This window comes from Billgrantia montanilacus (assembly GCF_003336675.1).
GTDB lineage: Bacteria > Pseudomonadota > Gammaproteobacteria > Pseudomonadales > Halomonadaceae > Halomonas > Halomonas montanilacus.
The window spans coordinates 147,459-170,597 of record NZ_QPII01000009.1 but is presented as its reverse complement, the minus strand read 5'-3'; the positions used below and the strand labels follow the sequence as shown (position 1 = coordinate 170,597).

At 64.1% G+C, this 23,139-nt stretch carries 22 protein-coding genes; 14 read left to right on the top strand and 8 right to left on the bottom strand.

The features are described 5' to 3' along the window. Positions 1-74 precede the first annotated feature (74 nt). Complete coding sequence (locus DU505_RS13580; RefSeq protein ID WP_114479530.1) at positions 75-2,270, top strand: TRAP transporter permease; 2,196 nt, start codon at positions 75-77, stop codon at positions 2,268-2,270. Between the two features lie 109 nt (positions 2,271-2,379). Here DU505_RS13580 and sodC read toward each other — a convergent pair whose 3' ends face one another. Together sodC and metF are read right to left on the bottom strand one after the other, a co-directional pair. Further along, positions 2,380-2,916: a superoxide dismutase family protein gene (gene sodC, locus DU505_RS13575; RefSeq protein WP_114479529.1), complete on the bottom strand. Its 537-nt coding sequence runs from the start codon at positions 2,914-2,916 to the stop codon at positions 2,380-2,382. Between the two features lie 75 nt (positions 2,917-2,991). Continuing rightward, the gene (gene metF, locus DU505_RS13570; protein ID WP_114479528.1) at positions 2,992-3,831 is read right to left on the bottom strand and encodes a methylenetetrahydrofolate reductase [NAD(P)H]; all 840 of its coding nucleotides are present in this window, start codon (positions 3,829-3,831) and stop codon (positions 2,992-2,994) included. A gap of 238 nt (positions 3,832-4,069) precedes the next feature. Here metF and DU505_RS13565 point away from each other — a divergent pair, with 238 nt between their 5' ends. The 3 genes from DU505_RS13565 (at position 4,070) to DU505_RS13555 (ending at position 5,921) form a co-directional block, all read left to right on the top strand. Beyond that, entirely contained in the window at positions 4,070-5,002 is a 933-nt protein-coding gene (locus DU505_RS13565) for an AEC family transporter (protein WP_114479527.1), read from the top strand. 88 nt (positions 5,003-5,090) lie between these two features. Beyond that, positions 5,091-5,450, top strand: a complete 360-nt coding sequence (locus DU505_RS13560; RefSeq protein ID WP_114479526.1) for a DUF6152 family protein — start codon at positions 5,091-5,093, stop codon at positions 5,448-5,450. A 6-nt stretch (positions 5,451-5,456) separates the two neighbouring features. After that, entirely contained in the window at positions 5,457-5,921 is a 465-nt protein-coding gene (locus DU505_RS13555; protein ID WP_114479525.1) for a hypothetical protein, read from the top strand. Between the two features lie 63 nt (positions 5,922-5,984). On the opposite strand, the gene DU505_RS13550 is transcribed toward DU505_RS13555, so the two are convergent. The 3 genes from DU505_RS13550 to metK all read right to left on the bottom strand — a co-directional run bounded on the left by DU505_RS13550 (position 5,985) and on the right by metK (position 9,339). Then, the gene (locus DU505_RS13550; RefSeq protein ID WP_114479524.1) at positions 5,985-6,317 is read right to left on the bottom strand and encodes a four-helix bundle copper-binding protein; all 333 of its coding nucleotides are present in this window, start codon (positions 6,315-6,317) and stop codon (positions 5,985-5,987) included. A gap of 220 nt (positions 6,318-6,537) precedes the next feature. Next, on the bottom strand, positions 6,538-7,947 hold the full coding sequence (gene ahcY, locus DU505_RS13545) for an adenosylhomocysteinase (RefSeq protein ID WP_114479523.1): 1,410 nt from the start codon (positions 7,945-7,947) through the stop codon (positions 6,538-6,540). Positions 7,948-8,118: 171 nt separating this feature from the next. After that, entirely contained in the window at positions 8,119-9,339 is a 1,221-nt protein-coding gene (gene metK / locus DU505_RS13540) for a methionine adenosyltransferase (protein WP_114479522.1), read from the bottom strand. 313 nt (positions 9,340-9,652) lie between these two features. Between metK and tkt the strand changes: the two genes are divergently transcribed. Continuing rightward, positions 9,653-11,644, top strand: coding sequence for a transketolase (tkt, locus tag DU505_RS13535; RefSeq protein WP_114479521.1), 1,992 nt, complete (start codon positions 9,653-9,655; stop codon positions 11,642-11,644). Positions 11,645-11,777: 133 nt separating this feature from the next. On the opposite strand, the gene DU505_RS13530 is transcribed toward tkt, so the two are convergent. From DU505_RS13530 to DU505_RS13520, 3 genes are all read right to left on the bottom strand, one after another. After that, positions 11,778-12,830, bottom strand: coding sequence for a class I fructose-bisphosphate aldolase (locus DU505_RS13530; protein ID WP_114479520.1), 1,053 nt, complete (start codon positions 12,828-12,830; stop codon positions 11,778-11,780). Positions 12,831-12,957: 127 nt separating this feature from the next. Beyond that, complete coding sequence (locus DU505_RS13525; protein WP_114479519.1) at positions 12,958-13,359, bottom strand: Hsp20/alpha crystallin family protein; 402 nt, start codon at positions 13,357-13,359, stop codon at positions 12,958-12,960. A gap of 29 nt (positions 13,360-13,388) precedes the next feature. Beyond that, positions 13,389-13,850 carry an Hsp20/alpha crystallin family protein gene (locus tag DU505_RS13520; RefSeq protein ID WP_114479518.1) on the bottom strand — a complete coding sequence of 154 codons (462 nt, stop codon included), beginning with the start codon at positions 13,848-13,850 and terminating at the stop codon, positions 13,389-13,391. Positions 13,851-14,013: 163 nt separating this feature from the next. On the opposite strand from DU505_RS13520, the gene DU505_RS13515 reads away from it, so the two are divergent. The 9 genes from DU505_RS13515 (at position 14,014) to DU505_RS13475 (ending at position 23,102) form a co-directional block, all read left to right on the top strand. Continuing rightward, positions 14,014-14,370 carry a CidA/LrgA family protein gene (locus DU505_RS13515; RefSeq protein ID WP_114479517.1) on the top strand — a complete coding sequence of 119 codons (357 nt, stop codon included), beginning with the start codon at positions 14,014-14,016 and terminating at the stop codon, positions 14,368-14,370. Further along, the gene (locus DU505_RS13510; RefSeq protein ID WP_114479516.1) at positions 14,363-15,082 is read left to right on the top strand and encodes an LrgB family protein; all 720 of its coding nucleotides are present in this window, start codon (positions 14,363-14,365) and stop codon (positions 15,080-15,082) included. Before DU505_RS13515 ends, DU505_RS13510 begins: the two co-directional genes overlap by 8 nt. A 74-nt stretch (positions 15,083-15,156) precedes the next feature. Then, positions 15,157-16,182, top strand: coding sequence for a type I glyceraldehyde-3-phosphate dehydrogenase (locus DU505_RS13505; RefSeq protein WP_114479515.1), 1,026 nt, complete (start codon positions 15,157-15,159; stop codon positions 16,180-16,182). Positions 16,183-16,274: 92 nt separating this feature from the next. Then, positions 16,275-17,441, top strand: coding sequence for a phosphoglycerate kinase (locus DU505_RS13500; RefSeq protein ID WP_114479514.1), 1,167 nt, complete (start codon positions 16,275-16,277; stop codon positions 17,439-17,441). 87 nt (positions 17,442-17,528) lie between these two features. After that, positions 17,529-18,593 (top strand): class II fructose-bisphosphate aldolase, encoded by a 1,065-nt coding sequence (gene fba, locus DU505_RS13495; RefSeq protein ID WP_114479513.1) that lies wholly within the window; start codon positions 17,529-17,531, stop codon positions 18,591-18,593. A gap of 196 nt (positions 18,594-18,789) precedes the next feature. Then, positions 18,790-19,815 (top strand): LacI family DNA-binding transcriptional regulator, encoded by a 1,026-nt coding sequence (locus tag DU505_RS13490; protein ID WP_114479512.1) that lies wholly within the window; start codon positions 18,790-18,792, stop codon positions 19,813-19,815. Between the two features lie 146 nt (positions 19,816-19,961). Then, positions 19,962-20,933 carry a sugar kinase gene (locus tag DU505_RS13485; RefSeq protein WP_114479511.1) on the top strand — a complete coding sequence of 324 codons (972 nt, stop codon included), beginning with the start codon at positions 19,962-19,964 and terminating at the stop codon, positions 20,931-20,933. Between the two features lie 10 nt (positions 20,934-20,943). Next, positions 20,944-21,933 (top strand): 2-hydroxyacid dehydrogenase, encoded by a 990-nt coding sequence (locus DU505_RS13480; RefSeq protein ID WP_114479510.1) that lies wholly within the window; start codon positions 20,944-20,946, stop codon positions 21,931-21,933. Positions 21,934-22,028: 95 nt separating this feature from the next. Further along, on the top strand, positions 22,029-23,102 hold the full coding sequence (locus tag DU505_RS13475) for a LacI family DNA-binding transcriptional regulator (RefSeq protein ID WP_114479509.1): 1,074 nt from the start codon (positions 22,029-22,031) through the stop codon (positions 23,100-23,102). Positions 23,103-23,139 lie beyond the last annotated feature (37 nt).

Sequence of the window (23,139 nt, the reverse complement as noted above, 5' to 3'; positions counted from 1 at the left end):
CGCCATGCCCCGTTCCGATCGGTTCAGGGCATGGCGCATTCCTCAGTAGCATCCCACCCGAGGGTGAATGACCCATGAACAACTCTCCCGATACCCGACCCGGGGCGTCCGAGGAGGCCGTCGACAAGACGCCTGAAACCATCGCAAAAGGCGTCGACGAGGAAGTAATCGAGTCCAACCGCCGCCTCTTTTCCGGTTGGCAGTGGCTCCTGTTTGGCGCCATGGCCATCGCCTATTCCAGCTTCCACCTGATTTCACTGAATGTCTATCCGATGGAAACCTGGTCGTTTCGCATCGTTCACATCTGCGGCGCGCTGATCCTTGGCTATGCCCTCTATACGGGTGCCCGCTTTTCCGAAAGCCACGCGATCAGCCCGATTGGTCGTTGGCTCTCGATAGCAAGTTATGCCCTGATGCTACCGGCACTCTATGCCCTGTTTCAGGTCTTCCAGATAAACCGTGCCATGAACGAGGGCGCCCTGCGTATAGACGCCGCCATCGAAACCTGGCACTTCGGCTACCCGCTAATCTTTGCGACTGCGGCTGCCATCGTCATTTCCTGGTTCCACCGTCACTCGCGCGAACGGCTCTGTCCCGCCGATCTGGTATTGATGATCAGTGCCATTGCCAGCGCCGGCTATCTGATCATCATGTTCAGTAGTCCCATGCGCGCCTCCACCGGCACCGCTTTTGCCCCTATCGGCATATCGTGGGCAGCCATTGCCGGCTCACTGCTGATCCTGGAGCTCACCCGCCGCGTGACCGGTCTGGCCCTGGTCGTCATTTCCACGATATTCCTCATCTACGTATTTGTCGGTCCCTATCTGCCAGGCTTCCTCGGCTATCCTGGTTTGTCGTTGAACCGCTTCTTCAGTCAGGTCTATACCGATGCCGGCATCCTCGGACCAACCACGGCCGTGTCATCGACCTATATCATTCTATTCATCATCTTTGCCGCCTTCCTTCAGGCCTCCAAGGTAGGCGACTACTTCGTCAACTTCGCCTTCGCCGCTGCCGGACGCGCCCGGGGTGGCCCAGCGAAGGTCTCCATCTTTGCGTCAGGCCTGATGGGCATGATCAACGGCACCAGCGCTGGCAATGTAGTATCCACCGGCTCACTGACCATCCCGCTGATGAAGAAGGTGGGCTACCCGGCCCGTAGCGCTGGCGCCATTGAGGCAGCCGCCTCTACCGGCGGTCAGATCATGCCGCCGATCATGGGGGCCGGCGCCTTCATCATGGCCGAGATTACCGGTATTCCCTATACCGAGATCGCCGTGGCAGCATTGATTCCTGCTATTCTTTATTTCGCTTCGGTCTACTTCATGGTGGACTTCGAGGCTGCCCGCAAGGGCATGCGCGGCATGCGTAAGGATGAGATCCCGCTGTTCTCGAAGCTGGTCAAGCAGGTCTATCTGTTCACCCCCATCATCATTCTGATTGCTGCGCTGTTCATGGGCTACTCGGTGATTCGTGCCGGCACCCTGGCCACCGCATCGGCTGCTGTCGTGAGCTGGTTCTCTCCCAACAAGATGGGTATTGCCGCCATTCTCACCGCGTTGCGACTGGCCGGCACCATGTCGATTCAGATCATTGCCGTATGCGCCTGTGCCGGTCTCATCGTAGGAGTGATTTCACTAACGGGCGTGGGAGCTCGCTTCTCGTCACTGCTGCTCGGGCTGGCCGGGGTCAGTCAGCTACTCGCCCTGATCTTCGCCATGTGTATCAGCATTCTGCTGGGCATGGGCATGCCAACAACTGCGGCCTATGCAGTAGCTGCCTCCGTGGTAGCGCCCGGGCTGATCAATATCGGCATCCAGCCGCTTGTAGCGCACTTTTTCGTGTTCTACTTCGCGGTAGTCTCGGCAATCACACCGCCGGTGGCGCTGGCTTCCTATGCCGCGGCAGGCATTTCCGGTGCCAACGCCATGCAGACCTCAGTGACCTCATTCAAGATCGGTCTTGCGGCCTTCATCGTGCCTTTCATGTTCTTCTACAGCCCCGCCATGCTCATGGAAGGCACCTGGATGCAGATCCTTAGAGTCGGGGTGACCGCTACACTAGGCATCGTACTGCTCTCCGCCACCGTTCAGGCCTGGTTCTTCGGACCGGTCAAGGCCTGGATGCGGCTGGTGATGCTGACAGGCGCCATGTTCATGATCTATGGCGGCATCTATACCGATATCGCGGGACTGGCCATCGGAGGCGGGCTGTTCATGCTACAACGCAGCAGCCACGGCGGCGGCACCAAACCGGTCGCCTCCGGCTGACCCGGTCGACTTCCCGCACGACCTCCTGGACCACAAGAAGGGCCCCGCCACCGGCGGGGCCCTTCTCACTTTCCCTGGCGCCGCTCCCGGTCTGGGAAGTCGGCAAGTCTCAGAACTCGACTACGCCACAAGCCATGCGGTCGCCGCCGCCGCCAAGGTGGGGCTCGTCCGAGTAGGTATCGCCCCCTGCATGGATCATCAGGCTTCGCCCATCCATGTCATCGAGGCTGAGTCGTGGAGCCAGCACCGGCAGGTTGGCTTCACCCTCCTCATTGACGACCAGTACCGGCAGATCACCCAGGTGGCCATCCCCGTAGGGGCCCTGGTGGGTATCGGTATCGTCGGGGTCGTAGTGGCCGCCCGCCGCGCCGGCCGCGGTCATCTCGCCGTCGTCGTTCTCGCCCGGCTCACAGCTGGCATTTTCATGGACATGAAAGCCGTAGACGCCCGGGGGCAGCTCACCCAGGTCGGGAGTGAGCAGCAGCCCGTAATCACGCTCTTCCAGCGTGATGGTCCCGATGGAATCCTCGACCCCATCAGTGCTCACCAGGTGCATTTCGACGTCATGGGTTTCCTGGGCATGACTGGCACTGGCGGCCAGCAGCAGGGAGGCGGCAGCGACTCCCGGTAGAATGGCATTGCGCATCTAGCGTCTCCTGTTCCTGATTCCATGGACATGCATGGATCAAACTAGACGCTGATATGACAGCCTGCCAGTGGCTCAGCTCAGGTTATCGAGAATACGCAGGCTGGGAGCGGCCTGATTGAGCGTATAGAAGTGAAGGCCCGGAGCGCCGCCATCCAGCAGGCGCTGGCAGAGTCGCGAAACCACTTCCTCGCCGAAGGCAGCGATGGATTCGCTGTCATCGCCATAGGCCTCGAGCTGCTTGCGAATCCAGCGTGGGATCTCGGCGCCGCAAGCGTCGGAGAATCGTGCCAGCTTGGTGTAGTTGGTGATCGGCATGATGCCCGGGATAATGGGCGACTCGACGCCCAGCGCACGCGTCCGCTCCACGAAGTGGAAATAGGCATCGGCGGTGTAGAAATACTGGGTGACGGCGAGGTTGGCGCCCGCCTTCATCTTGCGCACGAAGTTCTCCAGGTCCTTCTCGAAGCTGGGCGCCTGGGGATGGCATTCCGGATAGGCCGCCACAGCGATCTCGAAGTGATCGCCGGTCTCCTCACGGATGAACTCGACGAGTTCGTTGGCATAGCGCAGCTCGCCGATGCCGCCCATGCCTGAAGGAAGATCCCCCCTCAGTGCTACCAGGCTGTCGATGCCCTGCTCACGATAGCGATGCAGCAGGTCGCGCAGCTGTGCCTTTTCGCTACCGATACAAGAGATATGCGGGGCGGTTGTAATACCCGATTCACGCACGGCCTGCACGGTACTGATGGTGCGAGCCTGGGTGGAACCGCCAGCACCGTAGGTCACCGAGAAGAAGCGCGGATTACGCTCGGCAAGGGCATCGCGCACACCCATCAGCTTCTCGCGCCCGAGGTCGGTATTGGGCGGAAAGAATTCGTAACTGATACCCAGCGGATGTGCCTGCGTGCTCATCGGTCAATCTCTCTTCGTTAGCTGGCGAGGCCGAAATGGGCCACGCCACGATGTATCGATCACTCTGGTTCGAGTCCAGGTCCACCATTTTGCCGGGCAGCCTCAAGAGAGACCAATGAAAGTTTCCGGGCATGCACATTAGTTCCGATCATGTTGAGGGCAGCGGTCGATGCGACTCGCTGACAGAAGCGTGAGCGCCAGGCATCATGACGGCTTTCGGCAAGGAATTGGAAAGACGATGATCGACCCCGGCGCCCTGATGGGCCCCCTCTGGACGCTGCTGGCCTTCGTCGGCCTGGGCTGGCTGGCGGCCCGGCACCTGGCCGTGGACCCGCGCCCCATCGCCACGCTGTTGATCTACCTCATCGCCCCGCTGACCTTCTTTCGCGGCCTCACCCTCGGCGGCCCGACACCGGAGTACCTGCTGCTGACCCTGGCCCTGTTCGCGCTGGCCAGTCTGATGGCCATTCTCGTCAATCAGGTGGGCAAGCGCTTCCTCCCCGCCCAGGAGAGCGCCCTGCTGGCCTTTTCGGCCGGCACCGGTAACACCGGCTACTTTGGCCTGCCGATCGCCATGGTCCTGCTGCCCCCCGAAGGGGTGACGCTCTACCTGTTCTGTGTTCTCGGGGTCACCCTCTACGAATTCACGGTGGGCTTCTATCTCAGCGCCCGGGGCCAGTTTTCGGTCCGTCAGAGCCTGATCAAGATCACCCGGCTGCCGCTGATCTACGCCTTCCTTGCCGCCCTGCTGGCCAGTGGCCTGGGGCTGGCGATTCCCGTCGCAATCATGGACGGCCTGGCCGTATTCCCGGCCACCTACACCCTGCTGGGCATGATGATCATCGGCATGACCCTGAGTCGCGTATCGGTAAGGGAGTTCGACGGCCGCTTCATCAGTGCCTGCGTGGCGGTGCGTTTCGGCCTCTGGCCCCTGGTCGCACTGCTGGCGGTGCTCGGTTTGCAGGCGTTCTTTTCACTGCCGATCGAGCTGGCCATGGCGCTGCTGCTGGTGGGAGTAGTGCCCATGGCCGCCAATGTGGTGGTAGTCGCCATGGAGCTCGGTATCCGACCGGAAAAGGGTGCCATTGCGGTGCTGCTGACCACCCTGGCGGCGCCGTTGCTGATTCCCTTCTACCTGGAAAGCCTGATACGCCTTACCGGACTGGGGTGATGCCGGGGAGCCCGCACATCGGTCGTCTTGCAACCTATGCCGGCATGGCTAGCCTGTAAGGAAACCCCTGCACAGGAAGGAGAGGAACATGTCACGGCTATCAGGCGTCGGTTGGGGCACCCTGTTGTGCGCCCTGCTGCTGTTCGCAAGCCCTGCCCAGGCACACCATGGGTGGATCGGTGGCGAGACCATCGAACTCAGCGGCACCATCACCTGGGTGCGCCTGGGCAATCCCCACGGGGAATTGACCCTGGACGTCGACGGGGAGGAGTGGACGGTGGAGGTGGGCCAACCCTGGCGCAACGAACGCGCCGGCCTGGAAGAGGGAGACCTGGCCGAAGGCGTGGTGCTGCGCGTGTCGGGCGAACATGCCGATGAACGGGTGCTCAAGGCCGAGCAGCTGTGGATCGGCGAAGAGCACTACGTCCTCTACCCCGGGCGCATCTGAGCCACGATGGAGGAGCTGCTGACTCGGCTTGCGACGACCCCGCTGGCCGACTGGATGCGCCTGTCGCGGTGGGGCTATGCTGCGGTCAACGCCCTGCATGTGATGGGTATTGGCCTGATGATCGGCGCCATCGCTGCGCTCGACCTGCGCCTGATGGGGTGGCGCCGCGACCTCCCGCTTTCCGCACTGGCCCGGTTGCTGCAGCCGGTGGCTATCGGTGGGCTGCTGCTGGCCATCGCCATGGGTGGCCTGCTATTTCTCGCCGACCCCACCGGCTATGCCGACATGCCGCTCTTCCAGCTCAAGCTGGCACTGATCGGCCTGGCGATCGTCAATGCCCTGCTGCTCAACCTGGGGCCGGGGCTGGCCAAGGCCACGTCGCTACGGCTGCGTATCAGCGGCGCACTGTCACTTGGTCTGTGGCTCTCCGCACTGGTTGCCGGACGCTTTCTGGCCTTCGTCGATAGCTAATCACCATCCGGGGCCCTCGAAGCCCCACGTCGAAGGAACCTCGGCGCCCGGCCATCCAATGCCTTATTGGGTCGCCATCGCAGTGCACTCTTCGGCGCAGCGATGGCATTGCCTGGCACACTCCTGGCAATGGTCTGCGTCATGCTTGGCGCACTCATCACCGCACGCCTTGCAGATATCCGCACACAGCCGGCAGAGCTGATTGGCATACTCGCTGCCCTGGGCCATGAAGGCGGCCGCCAGTCGACAGATCTGCGCGCACTGCATGTCCAGCCGGATGCATTCCGCCATCATCTTGACGTCGCTCTCCTGCAGGCAAGACGTGGCGCAGCGGTCACAGTAGGCGGCACAGGTGTGGCAGGCCTCGATGCACGACTTGTAGTGTCCAAAATCCATCTCGAGAACTCCTTGTATGGTTCCATGGAGCCCAGAGTCTCCTGGCCGCCCACGGCCGATATGCCTCTGGGTAAGGAAAAGCTAGCCAAGGAGGCATCCGCCCACAAGTGCGCCTACAAAACGACACTGTCGTAAAATTTCTGTCACCTCGACCGCCCCGCCATCGCATGAAGACGCCGCCCGAAGGCGGCGTCCTGTAGCCTTGGGCAGGGCATGCACACTAGTAGCGATAGGTATCCGGCTTGAAGGGCCCCTCCACCGGCACCCCGGTATAGTCGGCCTGGTCGTCAGTCTGGCGCGTGAGCACCCCGCCGAAGCCCTCGACCATGTAACGGGCCACCTCTTCGTCGAGATGACGCGGCAGCACGGTGACTTCCAGACCACCGCGGCGATCCGCCTCGGGCAGGTCGGCGAAACGCCGCTCGAAGAGATGGATCTGCGCCAGCACCTGATTGGCGAAGGAGCCGTCCATGATCCGAGAGGGGTGGCCAGTGGCATTGCCCAGGTTCACCAGGCGACCCTCGGAGAGCAGCAGCAGGTAGTCGCTGCTGGTCGGGTCGAAGCTGCCCGGCTTGCTGTCACGATAGACCTTGTGCACCTGGGGCTTGATCTCCTCCCAGTGCCAATGGCGACGCATGTAGCCGGTATCGATCTCGTTGTCGAAGTGGCCGATGTTGCATACCACAGCGCCCGGCTTGAGGGCACCGAGCATGGCGGCATCGCAGGCGCGAATGTTGCCTGTGCAGGTCACCACCAGGTCGATCCGACCCAGCAGTGCCCGGTCGACGCTCTCCGACCCGCGATTGACACCATCCTCATAGGGCGAGACCACTTCAAAGCCGTCCATGCACGCCTGCATGGCGCAGATCGGGTCGATCTCGGCGACCTTGACGATCATGCCCTCCTGGCGCAGCGACGCCGCCGAGCCCTTGCCCACGTCGCCGTAGCCCACCACCAGCGCCTGCTTGCCGGCCAGCAGATGATCCAGGCCCCGCTTGATCGCATCGTTGAGCGAATGGCGGCAGCCGTACTTGTTGTCGTTCTTCGACTTGGTCACGGCGTCGTTGACGTTGATCGCCGGCACCTTGAGCAAGCCGTCGCGCAGCATCTCCTGCAGACGGTGAACACCGGTGGTGGTCTCCTCCGAGATGCCGTGAACCTCAGACAGCAGCTCGGGGCGCTTCTCATGCAGCAGGGCCGTGAGGTCGCCGCCGTCGTCCAGCACCATGTTGGGCCGCCAGCCGTCGGGGCCTTCGACGGTCTGCTCGATGCACCACCAGAACTCCTCCTCGGTCTCGCCCTTCCAGGCGAATACCGGAATGCCGGCGGCGGCGATGGCGGCAGCGGCATGATCCTGGGTGGAGAAGATGTTGCAGGACGACCAGCGCACCGAGGCGCCCAGGTCGACCAGGGTCTCGATCAGCACCGCGGTCTGGATGGTCATGTGGATGCACCCGGCGATACGGGCACCCGCCAGCGGCTGCTGGTCGCGGTACTTGGCGCGGATTTTCATCAGCGCCGGCATCTCGGTCTCGGCGATGCGAATCTCGCGACGCCCCCAGTCGCCCAGCGTGATATCGGCAACCTTGTAGTTCTGAGCACCCAGTGCGGGAACGGCGGCCTGATTCATGCGTCACCTCCTCGAATGAAATCGGTGACCCTCACTATAGGCCCAGCGGGGCCGCCCGCGCCAAGTCATCCCTTCCACGCAAGGCGAAGCAGCAGCGGCCACACCAGACGACGCCGCCCGGCACAGGGCCGGGCGTCTGTCTATCAGTGCAGGCTGGTTGCCGCGTATCGGTTACAGGCCGGCGGCCTGACGCAGCGCCTGGGCACGATCGATCCGCTCCCAGGGAAAGGCCGTAAAGGTCTCGGTCTGCTCCTGCCCCTTGTCGTCCTTCCAGCTGTAGGATGTCTCGAAGGGCTCGCGGCCGAAATGACCATAGGCCGCGGTAAGCTGATACATGGGATGCAGCAGGTCGAGCATGCGGGTGATGGCGAAGGGACGAAGGTCGAAGTGCTCGCGCACCAGCTCGATGATGCGCGCCTCGTCCACCTTGCCGGTGCCGAAGGTATTGATCGACACCGAGGTGGGCTGGGCCACGCCGATAGCGTAGGAAACCTGGATCTCGCACTTGTCGGCGAGGCCGGCGGCGACGATGTTCTTGGCCACGTAGCGGCCGGCGTAGGCGGCGCTGCGGTCGACCTTGGAGGGGTCCTTGCCGGAGAAGGCGCCGCCTCCATGGCGTGCCATGCCACCATAGGTATCGACGATGATCTTGCGCCCGGTCAGCCCGCAGTCGCCTACCGGCCCACCGATGACGAACTTGCCGGTGGGGTTGATATGGTACTGGGTCGCCTCGGTGAGCCACTCCTCGGGGATCACCTGCTCGATGATCTCATGCTTGACCATCTTGCGCAGTTCGACCTGGTCGATCTCCGGATCGTGCTGGGTAGAAAGCACCACCGCCTCCACGCCGCAGGGCATGCCGGCTTCGTCGTAGCGGAAGGTGACCTGGCTCTTGGCATCCGGCCGCAACCAGGGCAGCAGGCCGTTCTTGCGCAGCTCGGCCTGACGCTCCACCAGCCGGTGTGCGTAATGGATCGGCGCCGGCATGAAGGAGTCGGTCTCGTTGGTGGCGTAGCCGAACATCAGCCCCTGGTCGCCGGCACCCTGATCCTCCGGCTTGACGCGGTCGACGCCCTGGGCGATGTCCACGCTCTGCTTGCCGATCAGGTTGAGCACGCCGCAGGTCTCGCCATCGAAGCCCACCTCGGAGGAGGTGTAGCCGATACCGGTGATGACCTCGCGCACCAGCGCCTCGAGATCGACCCAGGCCGAGGTGGTGATCTCGCCAGCAACGATCGCCACGCCGGTCTTGACCAGCGTCTCGCAGGCGACACGGGCCTGCTTGTCCCGTGCGATGATGGCGTCCAGCACCGCATCGGAAATCTGATCGGCAATCTTGTCCGGATGTCCTTCGGACACGGACTCGGAGGTGAACAGGGAGTATTCGCTCATGGGCATCCTCGACCATCTGGGTAACGTCAAAACACTGCGGCGCAATTTCCGTCAGGATAACAGTCTCTGCCGGTACAGGCGGAATCGAGACGACAGGAAAGAGAATCCAGGGTTTTCGGGGCCAAGAGTTTACACGCTGGTACCTTTGGAGACACCCGCCATTTGATGACCGGCGGCAAGTCGGCGACAATAGGCGGCCGAAATTCTACCGCGCCGCCGCCATCCTGCGGCGCCCCAGCCAGAATGCAAACCCGGCAGGCACTTGGGTGTCGCCGTGGACTGCCCATTCTGCCGCAGGTGAGGAGCCAACCCAATGCCGTCCCGTTTCGAACTGGCCAATGCCATTCGCGCCCTGTCCATGGATGCCGTACAGAAGGCCAAGTCCGGCCATCCCGGCGCCCCCATGGGCATGGCCGACATCGCCGAAGTGCTGTGGAACGACTACCTCAAGCACAACCCCAACGACCCGAAATGGCCCGACCGCGATCGCTTCGTGCTCTCCAACGGCCACGGCTCGATGCTGCTCTACTCGCTGCTGCACCTGACCGGCTACGACCTCAGCCTCGAGGAGCTGCAGAATTTCCGCCAGCTCCATGCCAAGACCGCCGGGCACCCGGAGTTCGGCTATGCCCCCGGCATCGAGACCACCACCGGTCCGCTGGGCCAGGGCCTGGCCAATGCCGTGGGCATGGCCATCGCCGAAAAGACTCTGGCGGCCCAGTTCAACCGCCCGGGGCACACCGTGGTCGACCACAACACCTGGTGCTTCGTGGGCGACGGCTGCCTGATGGAGGGCATCTCCCATGAAGTCGGCTCACTGGCCGGCACCCTGGGCCTGGGCAAGCTGATTACCTTCTACGACGACAACGGCATCTCCATCGACGGCGAGGTGGAGGGCTGGTTCACCGACGATACCGCCAAGCGCTTCGAGGCCTACGGCTGGCACGTGGTACCCAACGTCGACGGCCACAAGCCGGATGAGGTCAAGGCGGCCATCGAGCTGGCCAAGAGCCACGACGACCGGCCGAGCCTGATCATCTGCAAGACCGTCATCGGCTTCGGTGCTCCCAACAAGCAGGGCAAGGAGGAGTGTCACGGCGCCCCGCTGGGCGACGACGAGGTCGCCGCGGCCCGCGAGCAGCTCGACTGGCCACACGCGCCCTTCCACGTGCCCGAGCCGGTCTACCAGGGCTGGGACGCCCGCGAGGCGGGCAAGAGCGCCCAGGAATCGTGGCAGGCCAGCTTCGACCGCTATCATGAGGCCCATCCGACCCTCGCCCGCGAGTTCCTGCGTCGTGTCCAGTGCAAGCTGCCGGCGGAGATCACCAGCGAGGCGCTGATCGAGAAGGCCCAGCAGAAGGGCGAGAGCATCGCCTCGCGCAAGGCCTCGCTGGCCTGCCTGAACGAACTGGGCCCGCAGCTGCCCGAACTGCTTGGCGGCAGCGCCGACCTGGCGCCCTCCAACCTGACCTTCTGGAGCGGCGCCAAGGCGATCTCCAGGGAGGACGCCGGCGGCAACTACCTGCACTACGGCGTGCGCGAGTTCGGCATGGGCGCGATCATGAACGGCATCGTGCTGCATGGCGGGTTCATTCCCTACGGCGCCACCTTCCTGATCTTCATGGAGTACATGCGCAACTCGGTGCGCATGGCCTCGCTGATGGGCAAGCGTGCCATCTACGTCTTCACCCACGACTCCATCGGCCTGGGCGAGGACGGCCCCACCCACCAGCCCATCGAGCAGCTGACCAACCTGCGCACCACGCCGAACCTGTGCACCTGGCGCCCCTGCGACGCGGTGGAGACCGCCGCCGCCTGGGATGCCGCGATCAAGCGCAACTCCGGGCCCACCGCCCTGGTGCTGTCGCGCCAGAACCTGCCGCACCAGGCGCGCAGCAAGCAGCAGCTGGCCGAGATCCAGTGCGGTGCTTACGTGCTCAAGGAGTGCGACGGCACGCCGGAGCTGATCCTGATCGCCACCGGCTCCGAGGTGGGACTCGCCATGGAGGCCGCCGCCGAACTGGAAGGCCAGGGTCATGCGGTCCGCGTGGTCTCGATGCCCTCGGCCTACCGCTTCGACGGCCAGGATGCCGAGTACCGCGACAGCGTGCTGCCAAGGGCAGTGACCAAGCGCATCGCCATCGAGGCCGGCCACGCCGACTACTGGTACAAGTACGTGGGCCTCGACGGCCGGGTGATCGGCATGCGCACCTACGGCGAATCCGCCCCGGCGGAGGACCTGTTCAAGCACTTCGGCTTCACCGTCGATAACGTGGTCAAGCAGGCCAAGGAGCTGCTGGGCTGATTGCCAGCGGCACTGAGCGGTAATAGAAAGGGCGCGACCTGACGGTCGCGCCCTATTCTTTATGGTGGTTTATTTATCCTGGCGACTGGCTCGCGCAGGCATTTGTGCGGTGTTGTTGCCTCAAGCCATTTCCTCAGGCCACCGTCACGCTCTTGTCCAGGTACACGTCCTGAATGGCCTGGAGCAGCTCCACGCCTTCGGTGACCGGCTTCTGGAAGGCCTTGCGACCGGATATCAGCCCCATGCCGCCGGCACGCTTGTTGATCACCGCGGTACGCACCGCCTCGCCCAGGTCCGTATTGCCCTTGGAGCCGCCCCCGGAGTTGATCAGCCCGGCGCGCCCCATATAACAGCAAGCTACCTGGTAACGGGCCAGATCGATGGGATGATCGGAGGTCAGCTCTTCGTAGACCTTGGCATGGGTATGGCCAAAGCCGATATCGCTGTAGCCACCGTTGGTTTCCGGCAGCTTCTGCTTGACGATATCCGCCTTGATCGTCGATGCGAGATGGTTGGCCTGACCGGTGAGGTCGGCGGCCACGTGGTAATCCTTGCCATCCTGCTTGAAGCCCGGGTTGCGCAGGTAGGCCCAAAGCACCGTCGCCATGCCCAGCTGGTGTGCACGCTCGAAGGCCTCGCTGATCTCCATGATCTGGCGACGGCTCTCCGGAGAGCCGAAGTAGATGGTCGCACCTACCGCAGCACAGCCCATGTCGTGGGCCTGCTCCACCTCGGCGAACAGGGTCTGGTCATAGATCGCCGGATAGGTCAGGGTCTCGTTGTGGTTGAGCTTCAGGATCATGGGAATGCGGTGGGCATAGCGCCGCGCCACTGACGACAGTACGCCGAGCGTCGAGGCCACACCATTACAGCCACCTTCCAGGGCCAGCTCGACGATGTTGGCCGGATCGAAGTAGCGCGGGTTCGGCGCGAAGGAGGCGCCGGCGGAGTGCTCGATGCCCTGATCGACCGGCAACAGGCTCAGGTAGCCGGTACCCGCCAGGCGGCCATGGTTGAACAGCGCCTGCAGGTTGCGCAGTACGGCGGGGCTACGGTCGCTGTCGCATACCACGCGGTCGATGAAGTCGGGGCCGGGCAGGTGCAGCTGCTCACGGGGAAACCCGCGACAGCGATGATCGAGCAGGTAGTCGGCGTCGTCACCCAATAGTTGGGGAATGTCAGTCATATTGCTCCTCTCCTTGGTTTTGGCCTTCACTTTCCCCAGCGTAGTGGAAACCGTACCGAGCGCGCGCCTCGCTTGCAAATGCAGGCGCCCTCCCCGGGGGGAGAGCGCCTCGAAGAGCGACGATCGCTCAGGCTGCCCTGACCTCGATGCGCCGCCGGTGGTGGGACTGCTTCTTCGGCAGCAGCAGGTGCAGGAGGCCGTTGTCGAGCCGGGCCTCGATCGCCTCGGCATCGATCTCGTGGCTCAGGGTGAAGCGACGTGCGAAGCGCTGGGCCTGCACCTCGGCATAGATCGCCGACATCCCTTCCGGCATGTCGAGACGGATCTCACCCTCGATGGTCAGCACATTGTTGTCCACCTCGATGCTCAGCGAGTCTGACGTGACGCCGGGCATATCGGCAATCAGGTGCAGGGCATTGCCCTCTTCATGGATATCCACCAATGGCTGCAGCGCCCTGACGCCATCCCGCTCGGGGGTCCGGGTCTCGGCAGCCTCTCGGGGCGTATCACGACGGGTGACATCGTTCATGGCGGTACACCTCCCTCAGTCGTCAGGCTTCATGGGGATTGAATCTCGATACGACGCGGCTTGAGTTCTTCACGCTTGGGCAGGTGGATCACGAAGACGCCATTCTTCGAGCGCGCCTCGGCGCGGTCGGCATCCAGCCCTTCCGGCAGTGCGATGGAGCGGGCAAACTCGCCCCTGGTGCGTTCCCGACGGAAGTAGGGGCGCCGGCCATTGTCCTGCGTCCCCGAATCCTCATCGGTACGCCGTCCCTGCAACGTCAAGACGTTGTCCTGGATACTGATTTCCATGTCATCGGCTGACAGCCCGGCCGCAAAGACATAGACTCGCACCGCATCGTCGGTACGACCGATGTTGATCATGGGATAACTGCCCGCGGGCACCGAGCGGATGTTGGCTAGACCGGGGTCGGGAAACAGCTCGTCCAGCAGCTCCCGGAAACGGTCCGCTCCCCGCAGCGGCCCACTATCGAAACGCCTGAGATCTCCGAACATGGCGAACACCTCCTACGTAGTCGGGTTGGGATCAGGAGGCCGCCGGGTTGACCCCGAGCCTCCCTATACAGGCAAATAGGAGCGCTTGGGCGGTTTTCAAGCCCCTGGTCTATCGTTTTTCGCACGGGTTTTCGAACCGCTTATTTTCGTGCCAAGGAATGTCATGTCGTCGCTTTACGGGTTTCTCTGGCTGGTGGGGTTTCTGCTGTTGGGAGAGGCCCTGGTATGGCTGCTGCACCTGCCGGTCTCCCCCGGGGTCGTGGGCATGCTCGCCATGACCCTGTGGCTGATGATGAGGGGCCGCGTCAGCCAGGAAATACAGTCCGCCAGCCAGCCGCTGATCGCGATACTGGCCATGCTGATCATGCCCGGTGTGGTTGGGGTGTTCTTCATCGTCGAGGCGTTTGCCGGCCAGTGGCTCATCGTCGGCGTGGCGCTGGTGCTCGGTACCCTGCTCAGCGTCGCCACCACGCTCTGGCTGATGTTGAGCTTCATGCCGAGGGCCGATTCCGATGAATGAGGGCCCAGGGCTGCTATCGGTGTTGCTCGAGACACCCATGCTGGCCATCTTCCTGACCCTGGCCGCCTATCTCACCGGCGCCCGCCTCTTCCTGAGCTTGGGCAAGCCGAGCTGGTGCCCCGCGGTACTGATCGCCGCCATGCTGCTGGCCGCGACCCTGGCGCTGACCGGTATCGACTACGACGACTATCGCGCCGGCGCCGGCTGGCTGATGCTGCTGCTCGGCCCCGCCACCGTGGCACTGGCCGTGCCGCTCTACCAACAGCTGCCGCGCATTCGCGAGCTCTGGCTTCCGGTCCTCTGCACCCTGCCCCCGGCGGCCATGCTGGCCGCGCTCTACTCGGTGGGGCTCGCCTGGCTGCTCGGCGCGACGCCCGAGGTACTCGCTTCCCTGGCGCCAAAATCGGTGACCGCACCGATCGCCATGGGCATCACCGAACAGCTCGGTGGGGTCATTCCCCTGATGATGGGCGGCTTGTTGATTACCGGCGTGATGGCCACCGCCTTCGTCGGGCTGCTGTCTCGCTGGCTGGGTATTCGCGACGAACGGGTACTGGGCTTCGTTCTGGGCGTCAACGGCCATGTGATCGGTACGGTACGCGCCTTCGAATACGGCGCCACCGCTGGCGCCTTCGCCTCGCTGGGCATGAGCCTGACCGGCATCTTCAGCGCCCTCTTCCTGCCCCTCGCCTGGCGACTGGTGGGGCTCTAGAGCAGACGCTCGGCCTGCAAATGCGCTAGAATCGCCGGCTTGTGTTCCACGCTTCGGGAGTACCAGACAGCCCCATGGCCCATCGCATCGCCATCAACGGTTACGGTCGTATCGGCCAGTGCGTGTTGCGCGCCCTGGAAGAGCGTCATGCTCCCGAACTGGAAGTCGTGGCGATCAACGAACTGTCCGACCTGGACACCATCGCCTACCTGACCCGCTACGACACAACACACGGCCGCTTCCCCGGCAGCGTCACAGCGGAAAACGGCCGGCTCGTGGTCAACGGACGGCCGATACGAATTCTCTCGGAAGCCGATCCGTCACGCCTGCCCTGGGACGCCTTGGGCATCGACCTGGTGCTGGAGTGCTCGGGCAGCTTCAAGGATCGTGCCACGGCAGAGCGCCACCTTGCCGCCGGCGCCGGCCGCCTGCTCTTCTCCCAGCCGGCGGAGAGCGACGTGGATGCCACCATCGTCTGCGGCATCAACGACGACGCCCTGGCACCGCACCACCGCATCGTCTCCGCGGCCTCATGCACCACCAATTGCCTGATACCGGTACTCACCGTGCTCGATGAAGCACTGGGCATCGAGCACGGCGTGACCACCACCGTGCACTCGGCGATGAACGACCAGCCGGTGATCGACGCCTATCACCAGACCGACCTGCGCCTGACCCGCTCGGCGATGCACTCCATCGTCCCGGTGGACACCAGTCTCGCGCGCGGCATCAACCGCCTGATGCCGCACCTGGCAGGCCGCTTCGAGTGCCTTCACATGCGGGTGCCGACCATCAACGTCTCGGCCATGGACCTGTCGATCTGCGTCCGCCGCGACACCTCGCCCGCCCAGGTCAACGCCCTGCTGCGCCACGCCTGCCAGGGCCACCTTGCCGGGCTACTGGGCTACACCGAGGAGCCCATGGCCTCCAGCGACTTCAACCACGATCCCCGCTCGGGTATCGTGGACGCCACTCAAACCCGGGTGGCGGGCGGCCGCCTGATCAAGCTGCTGTGCTGGTTCGACAACGAATGGGGCTTTGCCAACCGCATGCTCGACGTGAGCCAGCGGCTCGCGACCATGCCCATGGACACCCCATGACGCAGCTCCGATGCCCCTGTTTCAATGACCATGCTCCGATGACCCGGTTTCGATGACCTGCTTCGGTTTCGCCAGATGAGGATGACGCCCCGATGAACGTGCTCAAGATGACCGACCTCGACCTCTCCGGACAGCGCGTGCTGATCCGCGAGGACCTGAACGTACCCGTCAAGCACGGCAAGGTGAGCAGCGATGCCCGTCTACGGGCCTGCGTGCCGACGATCAAGGCCGCCCGTGACGCCGGTGCCAAGGTGATGCTGATGAGCCATCTGGGCCGCCCCACCGAAGGCGAGCCGGCCGAGGAGTTCTCCCTGGCCCCGGTGGCCGAGCACCTGGGCCAGCTGCTCGGCCGCCCGGTCACCCTGATCAAGGATTATCTGGATGCCTCGCTGGACCTTGCCGACGGCGAGGTCGTGCTGCTCGAGAACGTACGCTTCAATGCCGGTGAGAAAGGCGACGATGAAACCCTATCCCGGCAGTACGCCGAACTGTGCGACATCTTCGTCATGGACGCCTTCGGTACCGCCCACCGCGCCCAGGCCTCAACCCATGGCGTGGCCCGCTTCGCTCCAAAGGCCTGCGCCGGCCCCCTGCTGGCTGCCGAGCTCGACGCCCTGGAAAAGGCGCTGGCCACGCCGAAGCGGCCCATGGTTGCCATCGTCGGTGGTTCCAAGGTCTCCACCAAGCTCGACGTGCTCAATGCGCTCTCCGAGAAGTGCGACCAGCTGATCGTCGGCGGCGGCATCGCCAACACCTTCATTGCGGCGGCCGGCTACAATGTCGGCAAGTCGCTGCATGAAGCCGACCTGGTCGGCCAGGCCAAGGAGCTGATGTCGCGGGTGGAAATCCCCTTGCCCACCGATGTGGTCGTCGCCACGGAGTTTTCCGAATCGGCCGAGGCCGTGGTCAAGCCGGTGGATCAGGTGGGCGACGACGAGATGATCCTGGATATCGGCCCCGATACCGCCGGCCGTCTGGCCGGATTGCTCAAGGACGCCGGCACCATCCTGTGGAACGGCCCCGTCGGCGTGTTCGAGATCGACCAGTTCGGCCACGGCACGGAAGCGCTGTCGCGCGCCATCGCCGAGAGCAACGGCTTCTCCATCGCCGGTGGCGGCGATACCCTCGCTGCCATCGACAAGTACGGCATCAGCGATCGCGTCTCCTATATCTCCACCGGCGGCGGTGCCTTCCTCGAATACGTGGAAGGCAAGACCCTGCCGGCGGTGAAGGCCCTGGAAGACGCCGCCGAACGCTGAGACGACTCCCCCCCGGCACCTTAATCGGCGCGGCCACGGCCGCGCCGTCATTGCACAGACCGATTGCACACAGAGGCAGGTAATTTCATGGCACTGATCAGCATGCGCCAGATGCTGGACCACGCCGCCGAGTACGGCTACGGCGTCCCGGCTTTCAACGTCAACAACCTCGAGCAGATGCGGGCCATCATGGAAGCCGCCGACAAGACCGATTCACCGGTCATCGTCCAGGCCTCCGCCGGTGCCCGCAAGTACGCCGGCGCACCCTTCCTTCGCCACCTGATCCTGGCCGCCGTGGAGGAATTCCCGCATATTCCGGTGGTCATGCACCAGGACCATGGCACCAGCCCCGCAGTGTGCCAGCGCTCCATCCAACTGGGCTTCTCCTCGGTGATGATGGATGGCTCCCTGGGTGAAGACGGCAAGACGCCGATGGACTACGACTACAACGTCGACGTCACCCGCCGTACCGTCGAGATGGCCCACGCCTGCGGCGTCTCGGTCGAGGGCGAGCTGGGCTGCCTGGGCAGCCTGGAGACCGGCATGGCCGGCGAGGAAGACGGCATCGGCGCCGAAGGCAAGCTGGACATGGAACAGCTGCTCACCGACCCCGAGGAAGCCGCCGACTTCGTCAAGGCAACCCATGTCGACGCCCTGGCCATCGCCATCGGCACCAGCCACGGCGCCTACAAGTTCACCAAGCCGCCCACCGGCGATACGCTGTCTATCCAGCGCATCAAGGAGATCCACGCGCGTATCCCCGATACCCACCTGGTGATGCACGGCTCCTCTTCGGTGCCCCAGGAGTGGCTGGCGATCATCAACGAGTTCGGCGGCGAGATCCCCGAGACCTACGGGGTGCCGGTCGAGGAGATCATCGAGGGTATCAAGCACGGCGTACGCAAGGTCAACATCGACACCGACCTGCGCCTGGCCTCCACCGGCGCAGTGCGCCGCTTCCTGGCCCAGAACCCATCCGAGTTCGACCCGCGCAAGTTCCTCAAGGAGACCGTCAGCGCCATGCGCGACGTCTGCATCGCCCGCTACGAGGCCTTCGGAACCGCCGGCAACGCCAGCCGGATCAAGCCGATCAACCTCGAGGAGATGTTCCTGCGCTACGAGCGCGGCGAACTCGATCCCAAGGTGAAGTGATTTCCTTTCTTTGACGCAGACGGGGCAGCCACTTGGCTGCCCCGTTGCTGTGCGTCCATTTCACTCCCTCCTGATCTCCCCAACACAGCTGTTTTGTGCACTGACCGTTGGCCGGTGGCTTTGCTCATGTCTCTCTACCTTGCCTTCGTTTCTGATGCGGCCTAAAGTGGGAACGTTCCCATAAAATGAGATACCCATGCCCGCTCGCTCCACTCGACACGTCACCATCCTCGAAGTGGCACGGGAAGCCCGCGCCTCCAAGACCAGCGTATCGCGCTATTTCGGTGATGAGCGTGAGCGCCTCTCCCGGGAGCTTCAGGGCCGGATCGCTTCCGCTGCCAAGCGCCTGGGCTACCGCCCCAACCAGATGGCCAGGAGCCTCAAGGGTGGCCATTCGCGCCTGATCGGCATGCTGGTGGCCGATATCCGCAACCCCTTCTCGGTCGCGGTGATGCACGGCGTCGAACAGGCCTGCCGGGCAAGCGGCTATTCGCTGCTCGCCTGCAACACCGACAACGATCCTGCCCAGGAGAGCGCTCATCTGTCAGTGTTGGCGTCCTATCGGGTGGAGGGGCTCGTGATCAACGCCACGGGCAGCCCCCATGGCGCCCTGCAGGCCGTCATCGACCGGGGAACGCCACTGGTACTGCTCGACAGGGAAGTGGACCGGGTCGACGCCGATGTGGTGGGACTCGACAATCCCAGGGCGATCGACATGGCCCTGGAGCACCTCGCCGAGCGCGGCTATCGTGAGTTGCTCTACATCACCGAACCGCCCGAGGAAGCCAGCTCTCGACAGCGCCGCATGGCGCGCTTCCAGACCAGGCTCGATGACTTCGGCTTGACCGGTGAATCGCTGTGCCTCCCGCTGACGGGTGGCACAGGGATCCCTCACGACGCCATCGCCGCTTTCCTGAACCGGCCGGGGGCGGCACCGAAGGCCCTGCTTTGCGCCAACGGCAAGATCACCCTTGCCGTGACGCGCACCCTGCAGGCGCTGGGTGTCCGACTCGGTGAAACAGGGCTGATGGGCATCGACGAGCTCGACTGGTGCGAACTGGTTGCACCGGGCATCACCACCCTGGCCCAGCCCACCGAAGCGATCGGCAGGGCGGCGGTGGAATGCCTTATGCAGCGCCGCGAGACTCAACGCCACCCATCGCCACCACGCCACATCCACTACCAACCTGTGCTGATACCCCGAGGCTCTACCCAGCGCTGACAACCATTCCACCCGTGAGGGCTCGTGGAGCAGCAAGCGAATGGGAACGTTCCCACTCATTCTTTCGAACGTCATCCCGCACTGCCAACGCCCCAACGATCGCCAGACTCGCTGGTACACTGATGAAACAAGTAGAGGAGAACAGCATGACAACCTCCCCCTCACCAGAGATCCTCGCTTTCGGCGAGGCCATGGCTCTGTTCGTTGCCGACGTCCCCGGGGCGCTGGAAGAAGTGGCAGACTTTCACCGTCGCATTGCCGGCGCCGACACCAATGTCGCTATCGGCCTGGCCCGGCTGGGGTTTCGGGTCGGCTGGCTAAGCCGGGTCGGGGCCGACAGCTTCGGCCGCTACATCCGCCACACCCTCGAGGCGGAGAGCCTCGACTGTCGGCACCTTCGAAGCGACCCCGATCACCCCACCGGACTGGTGTTCAAGGAGCGGGCTGAGGGAGGACACGACCCACATGTGGAGTATTTTCGCCAGCATAGTGCGGCCCGGCAGCTGTCCGTCGCGGACGCCGAAGGGGTCGACTTCTCCGCTCTGCGCCACCTCCATGCCACCGGGATTCCCCCAGCGCTCTCCGCCAGCTGTCGCGAACTCTCACGGCACATGCTGACCCAGGCCCGCAATGCCGGTGCCAGCATCTCCTTCGACCCCAACCTGCGGCCCGGGCTCTGGTCCAGCGAGACAGAGATGTGCCAGACCCTGAACGACATGGCGGCCCAGGCCGACTGGGTGCTGCCGGGCCTGGCCGAAGGCCGGCGCCTCACCGGCCTCGAGACACCCCACGACATCGCCGGTTACTACCTGGAGCGCGGCGCTCAAGCCGTTATCATCAAGCTCGGTCCCCAGGGCAGCTACTACCGGGGTCATCTGGCCGGCAAGGAGGAGAGTTTTACCGTGCCCGGCTTCACGGTGAACGAGGTGGTCGATACGGTAGGAGCCGGGGACGGCTTCGCAGTCGGCGTCGTCAGCGCGCTGCTCGAGGGTCGATCGCCCCGACAAGCGGTACGCCGCGGCAACCTGATCGGTGCCCAGGCGGTGCAGGTCATCGGCGACATGGAAGGATTACCGCACCGCTCACGCCTGAACGAGTTGGAAGCCAACCTGGATTGAGGAGACCCCCATGCCCAAACGTATCCTGGCCTATGGCCGCCTGAGCGACGATCAGCTTGCCGAGCTGGCCCGTGACTTCGAGGTCGACGTTTTCGAGAGACTCGACTCGGCAAACGACTCGGCCTTTCGCACCGCCCTGAAGGGCGCCCACGGTCTGATCGGCTCAAGCCTCGCCATCACGTCGGACCTGCTCGACGAGGCGCCGGAACTGGAAGTCATCGCCAGCATCTCGGTGGGCTATGACAACTATCCGGTCGACGAACTCACCCGCCGCGGCATCCTGCTCTGCAATACACCGGACGTGCTCACCGAAACCACGGCCGATACCGGCTTTGCGCTGATCATGGCCACGGCGCGGCGTGTGGTGGAGCTCGCCGAATTCGTCAAGCGCGGCGACTGGCAGACCAGCATCGGCGAGGCGCAGTTCGGCAGCGATGTGCATGGCAAGACCCTCGGCATGATCGGCTTCGGCCGCATCGGTGCCGCCGTGGCCCGCCGTGGTGCCTTGGGCTTCGGCATGAAAGTACGCTACTCAAACGCCTCCCCCAAGACTGAGCTGGAAAAGGAGCTCGGCGCCGAGCGCCGAGAGCTGGACGAACTGCTCGCCGAAGCGGATTTCGTCTGCGTGACGGTGCCGCTCACGCCCGAGACCCATCACCTGATCGGCGCCCGGGAGTTCGGACTGATGAAACGCTCAGCGTGTTTCGTCAATATCGCTCGTGGCAAGGTCGTCGACGAGGCCGCCTTGATCGGCGCCCTGGAGACGGGAGAGATACGCGCCGCCGGCCTCGACGTCTTCGAACAGGAGCCGCTATCGCCCGAGTCGCCACTGCCCCACATGGCCAACGTGGTGGCCCTCCCGCATATCGGCTCGGCAACCCACGAAACTCGCAACGCCATGGCCCAGCGTGCCGTGGACAACATCACGCGGGCGCTCAAGGGCCAGCGCCCCATCAGCCCGGTCAACGCAGAGGCCTGGCCGACGACCCAGGACGAATGACGCCAACTTAGACTAAAGACTATTGGCAAGGTGCCCTAGCAGCCTCTAGCTTTTAGACCAATCTAAAAACAACCACCTCCCCCAGGAGCCCGGTCATGGCCCGCGACGAATCTCCCTCCCGCGGACATCGCGAATCCGGCAGCGTAACGCTACAGGATATCGCTGCGCATGCCGGCGTATCACGCGCCACGGTGTCACTGGTGCTGCGCGCGAGCCCCTTGGTGGCCGAGCGAACCCGTGCCAAGGTGCAGCGCTCGATCAAGTCGCTCGGCTATGTCTACAACCGTGGCGCGGCGGCTCTGCGCGGCAGCCGTACCTCGACGCTCGGGGTAGTGGTCTACGACATCGCCAACCCCTTTTTCGGCGCCATGGTGGCAGGAATCGATGCCGCCCTGAACCGTGTGGGTTATGTCTCCTTTCTGGCCAACAGCGAAGACTCTCCCAAACGACAGCAGCGCTTCCTGGAACGCATGCGCGAGCACCGTGTCGACGGCATCCTGCTTTGCCCAGCAGAAGGGACGCCCCCCACCCTGGTCGAAACGCTGAACGCTTGGAAGTTACCCTGCGTTCAGGTCCTTCGTCATATCGGCACACCACCTTTCGATTACGCCGGCACGGACTTTCGCCTGGGAGTAAACCTGGCCATCGACCATCTGGTCGCGCACGGGCATGAGCGCATCGCGTTCATTGGCGGGCACACCGAGCATTCGGCGACCCGCGAACGCTGGCAAGGCTATCGGGAAGCCATCGACCGCCATGGTCTTGGCTATCAACGGTTGCTGCGCTCGACCGTCACCCGCCGCGACGGCTTTGAGGCCATCGGACTCCTGCTTGGCGAATCGCCGGCTCCCACTGCCGTCGTCTGCCATAACGACCTGGTGGCTTTCGGTGCCATGCTCGGCCTGCAACGCCAGGGGCTCACCCCCGGTGTGGATTGCGCCGTCATCGGCACGGACAACGTCGAGGAAGCTGCACTCAGCGCCCCGGCGTTAACCAGTGTCGCTACCCACCCCTATGCCATCGGCGAGGAAGCGGCTCGGCTTGCCTTGCGGCGCATCAACCACCCCGATGGGGCGCGGGAACAGGTCGTGCTATCGCCCCAGCTCAAGGTGCGCGAGTCCTGCGGCGCCTGCCGGACGGCTTCCCGGGTGCTCGCCCCGACGCTCTGATGTGGCAGGGCCACATCGCCGCCAGCCGCCCTGCCGT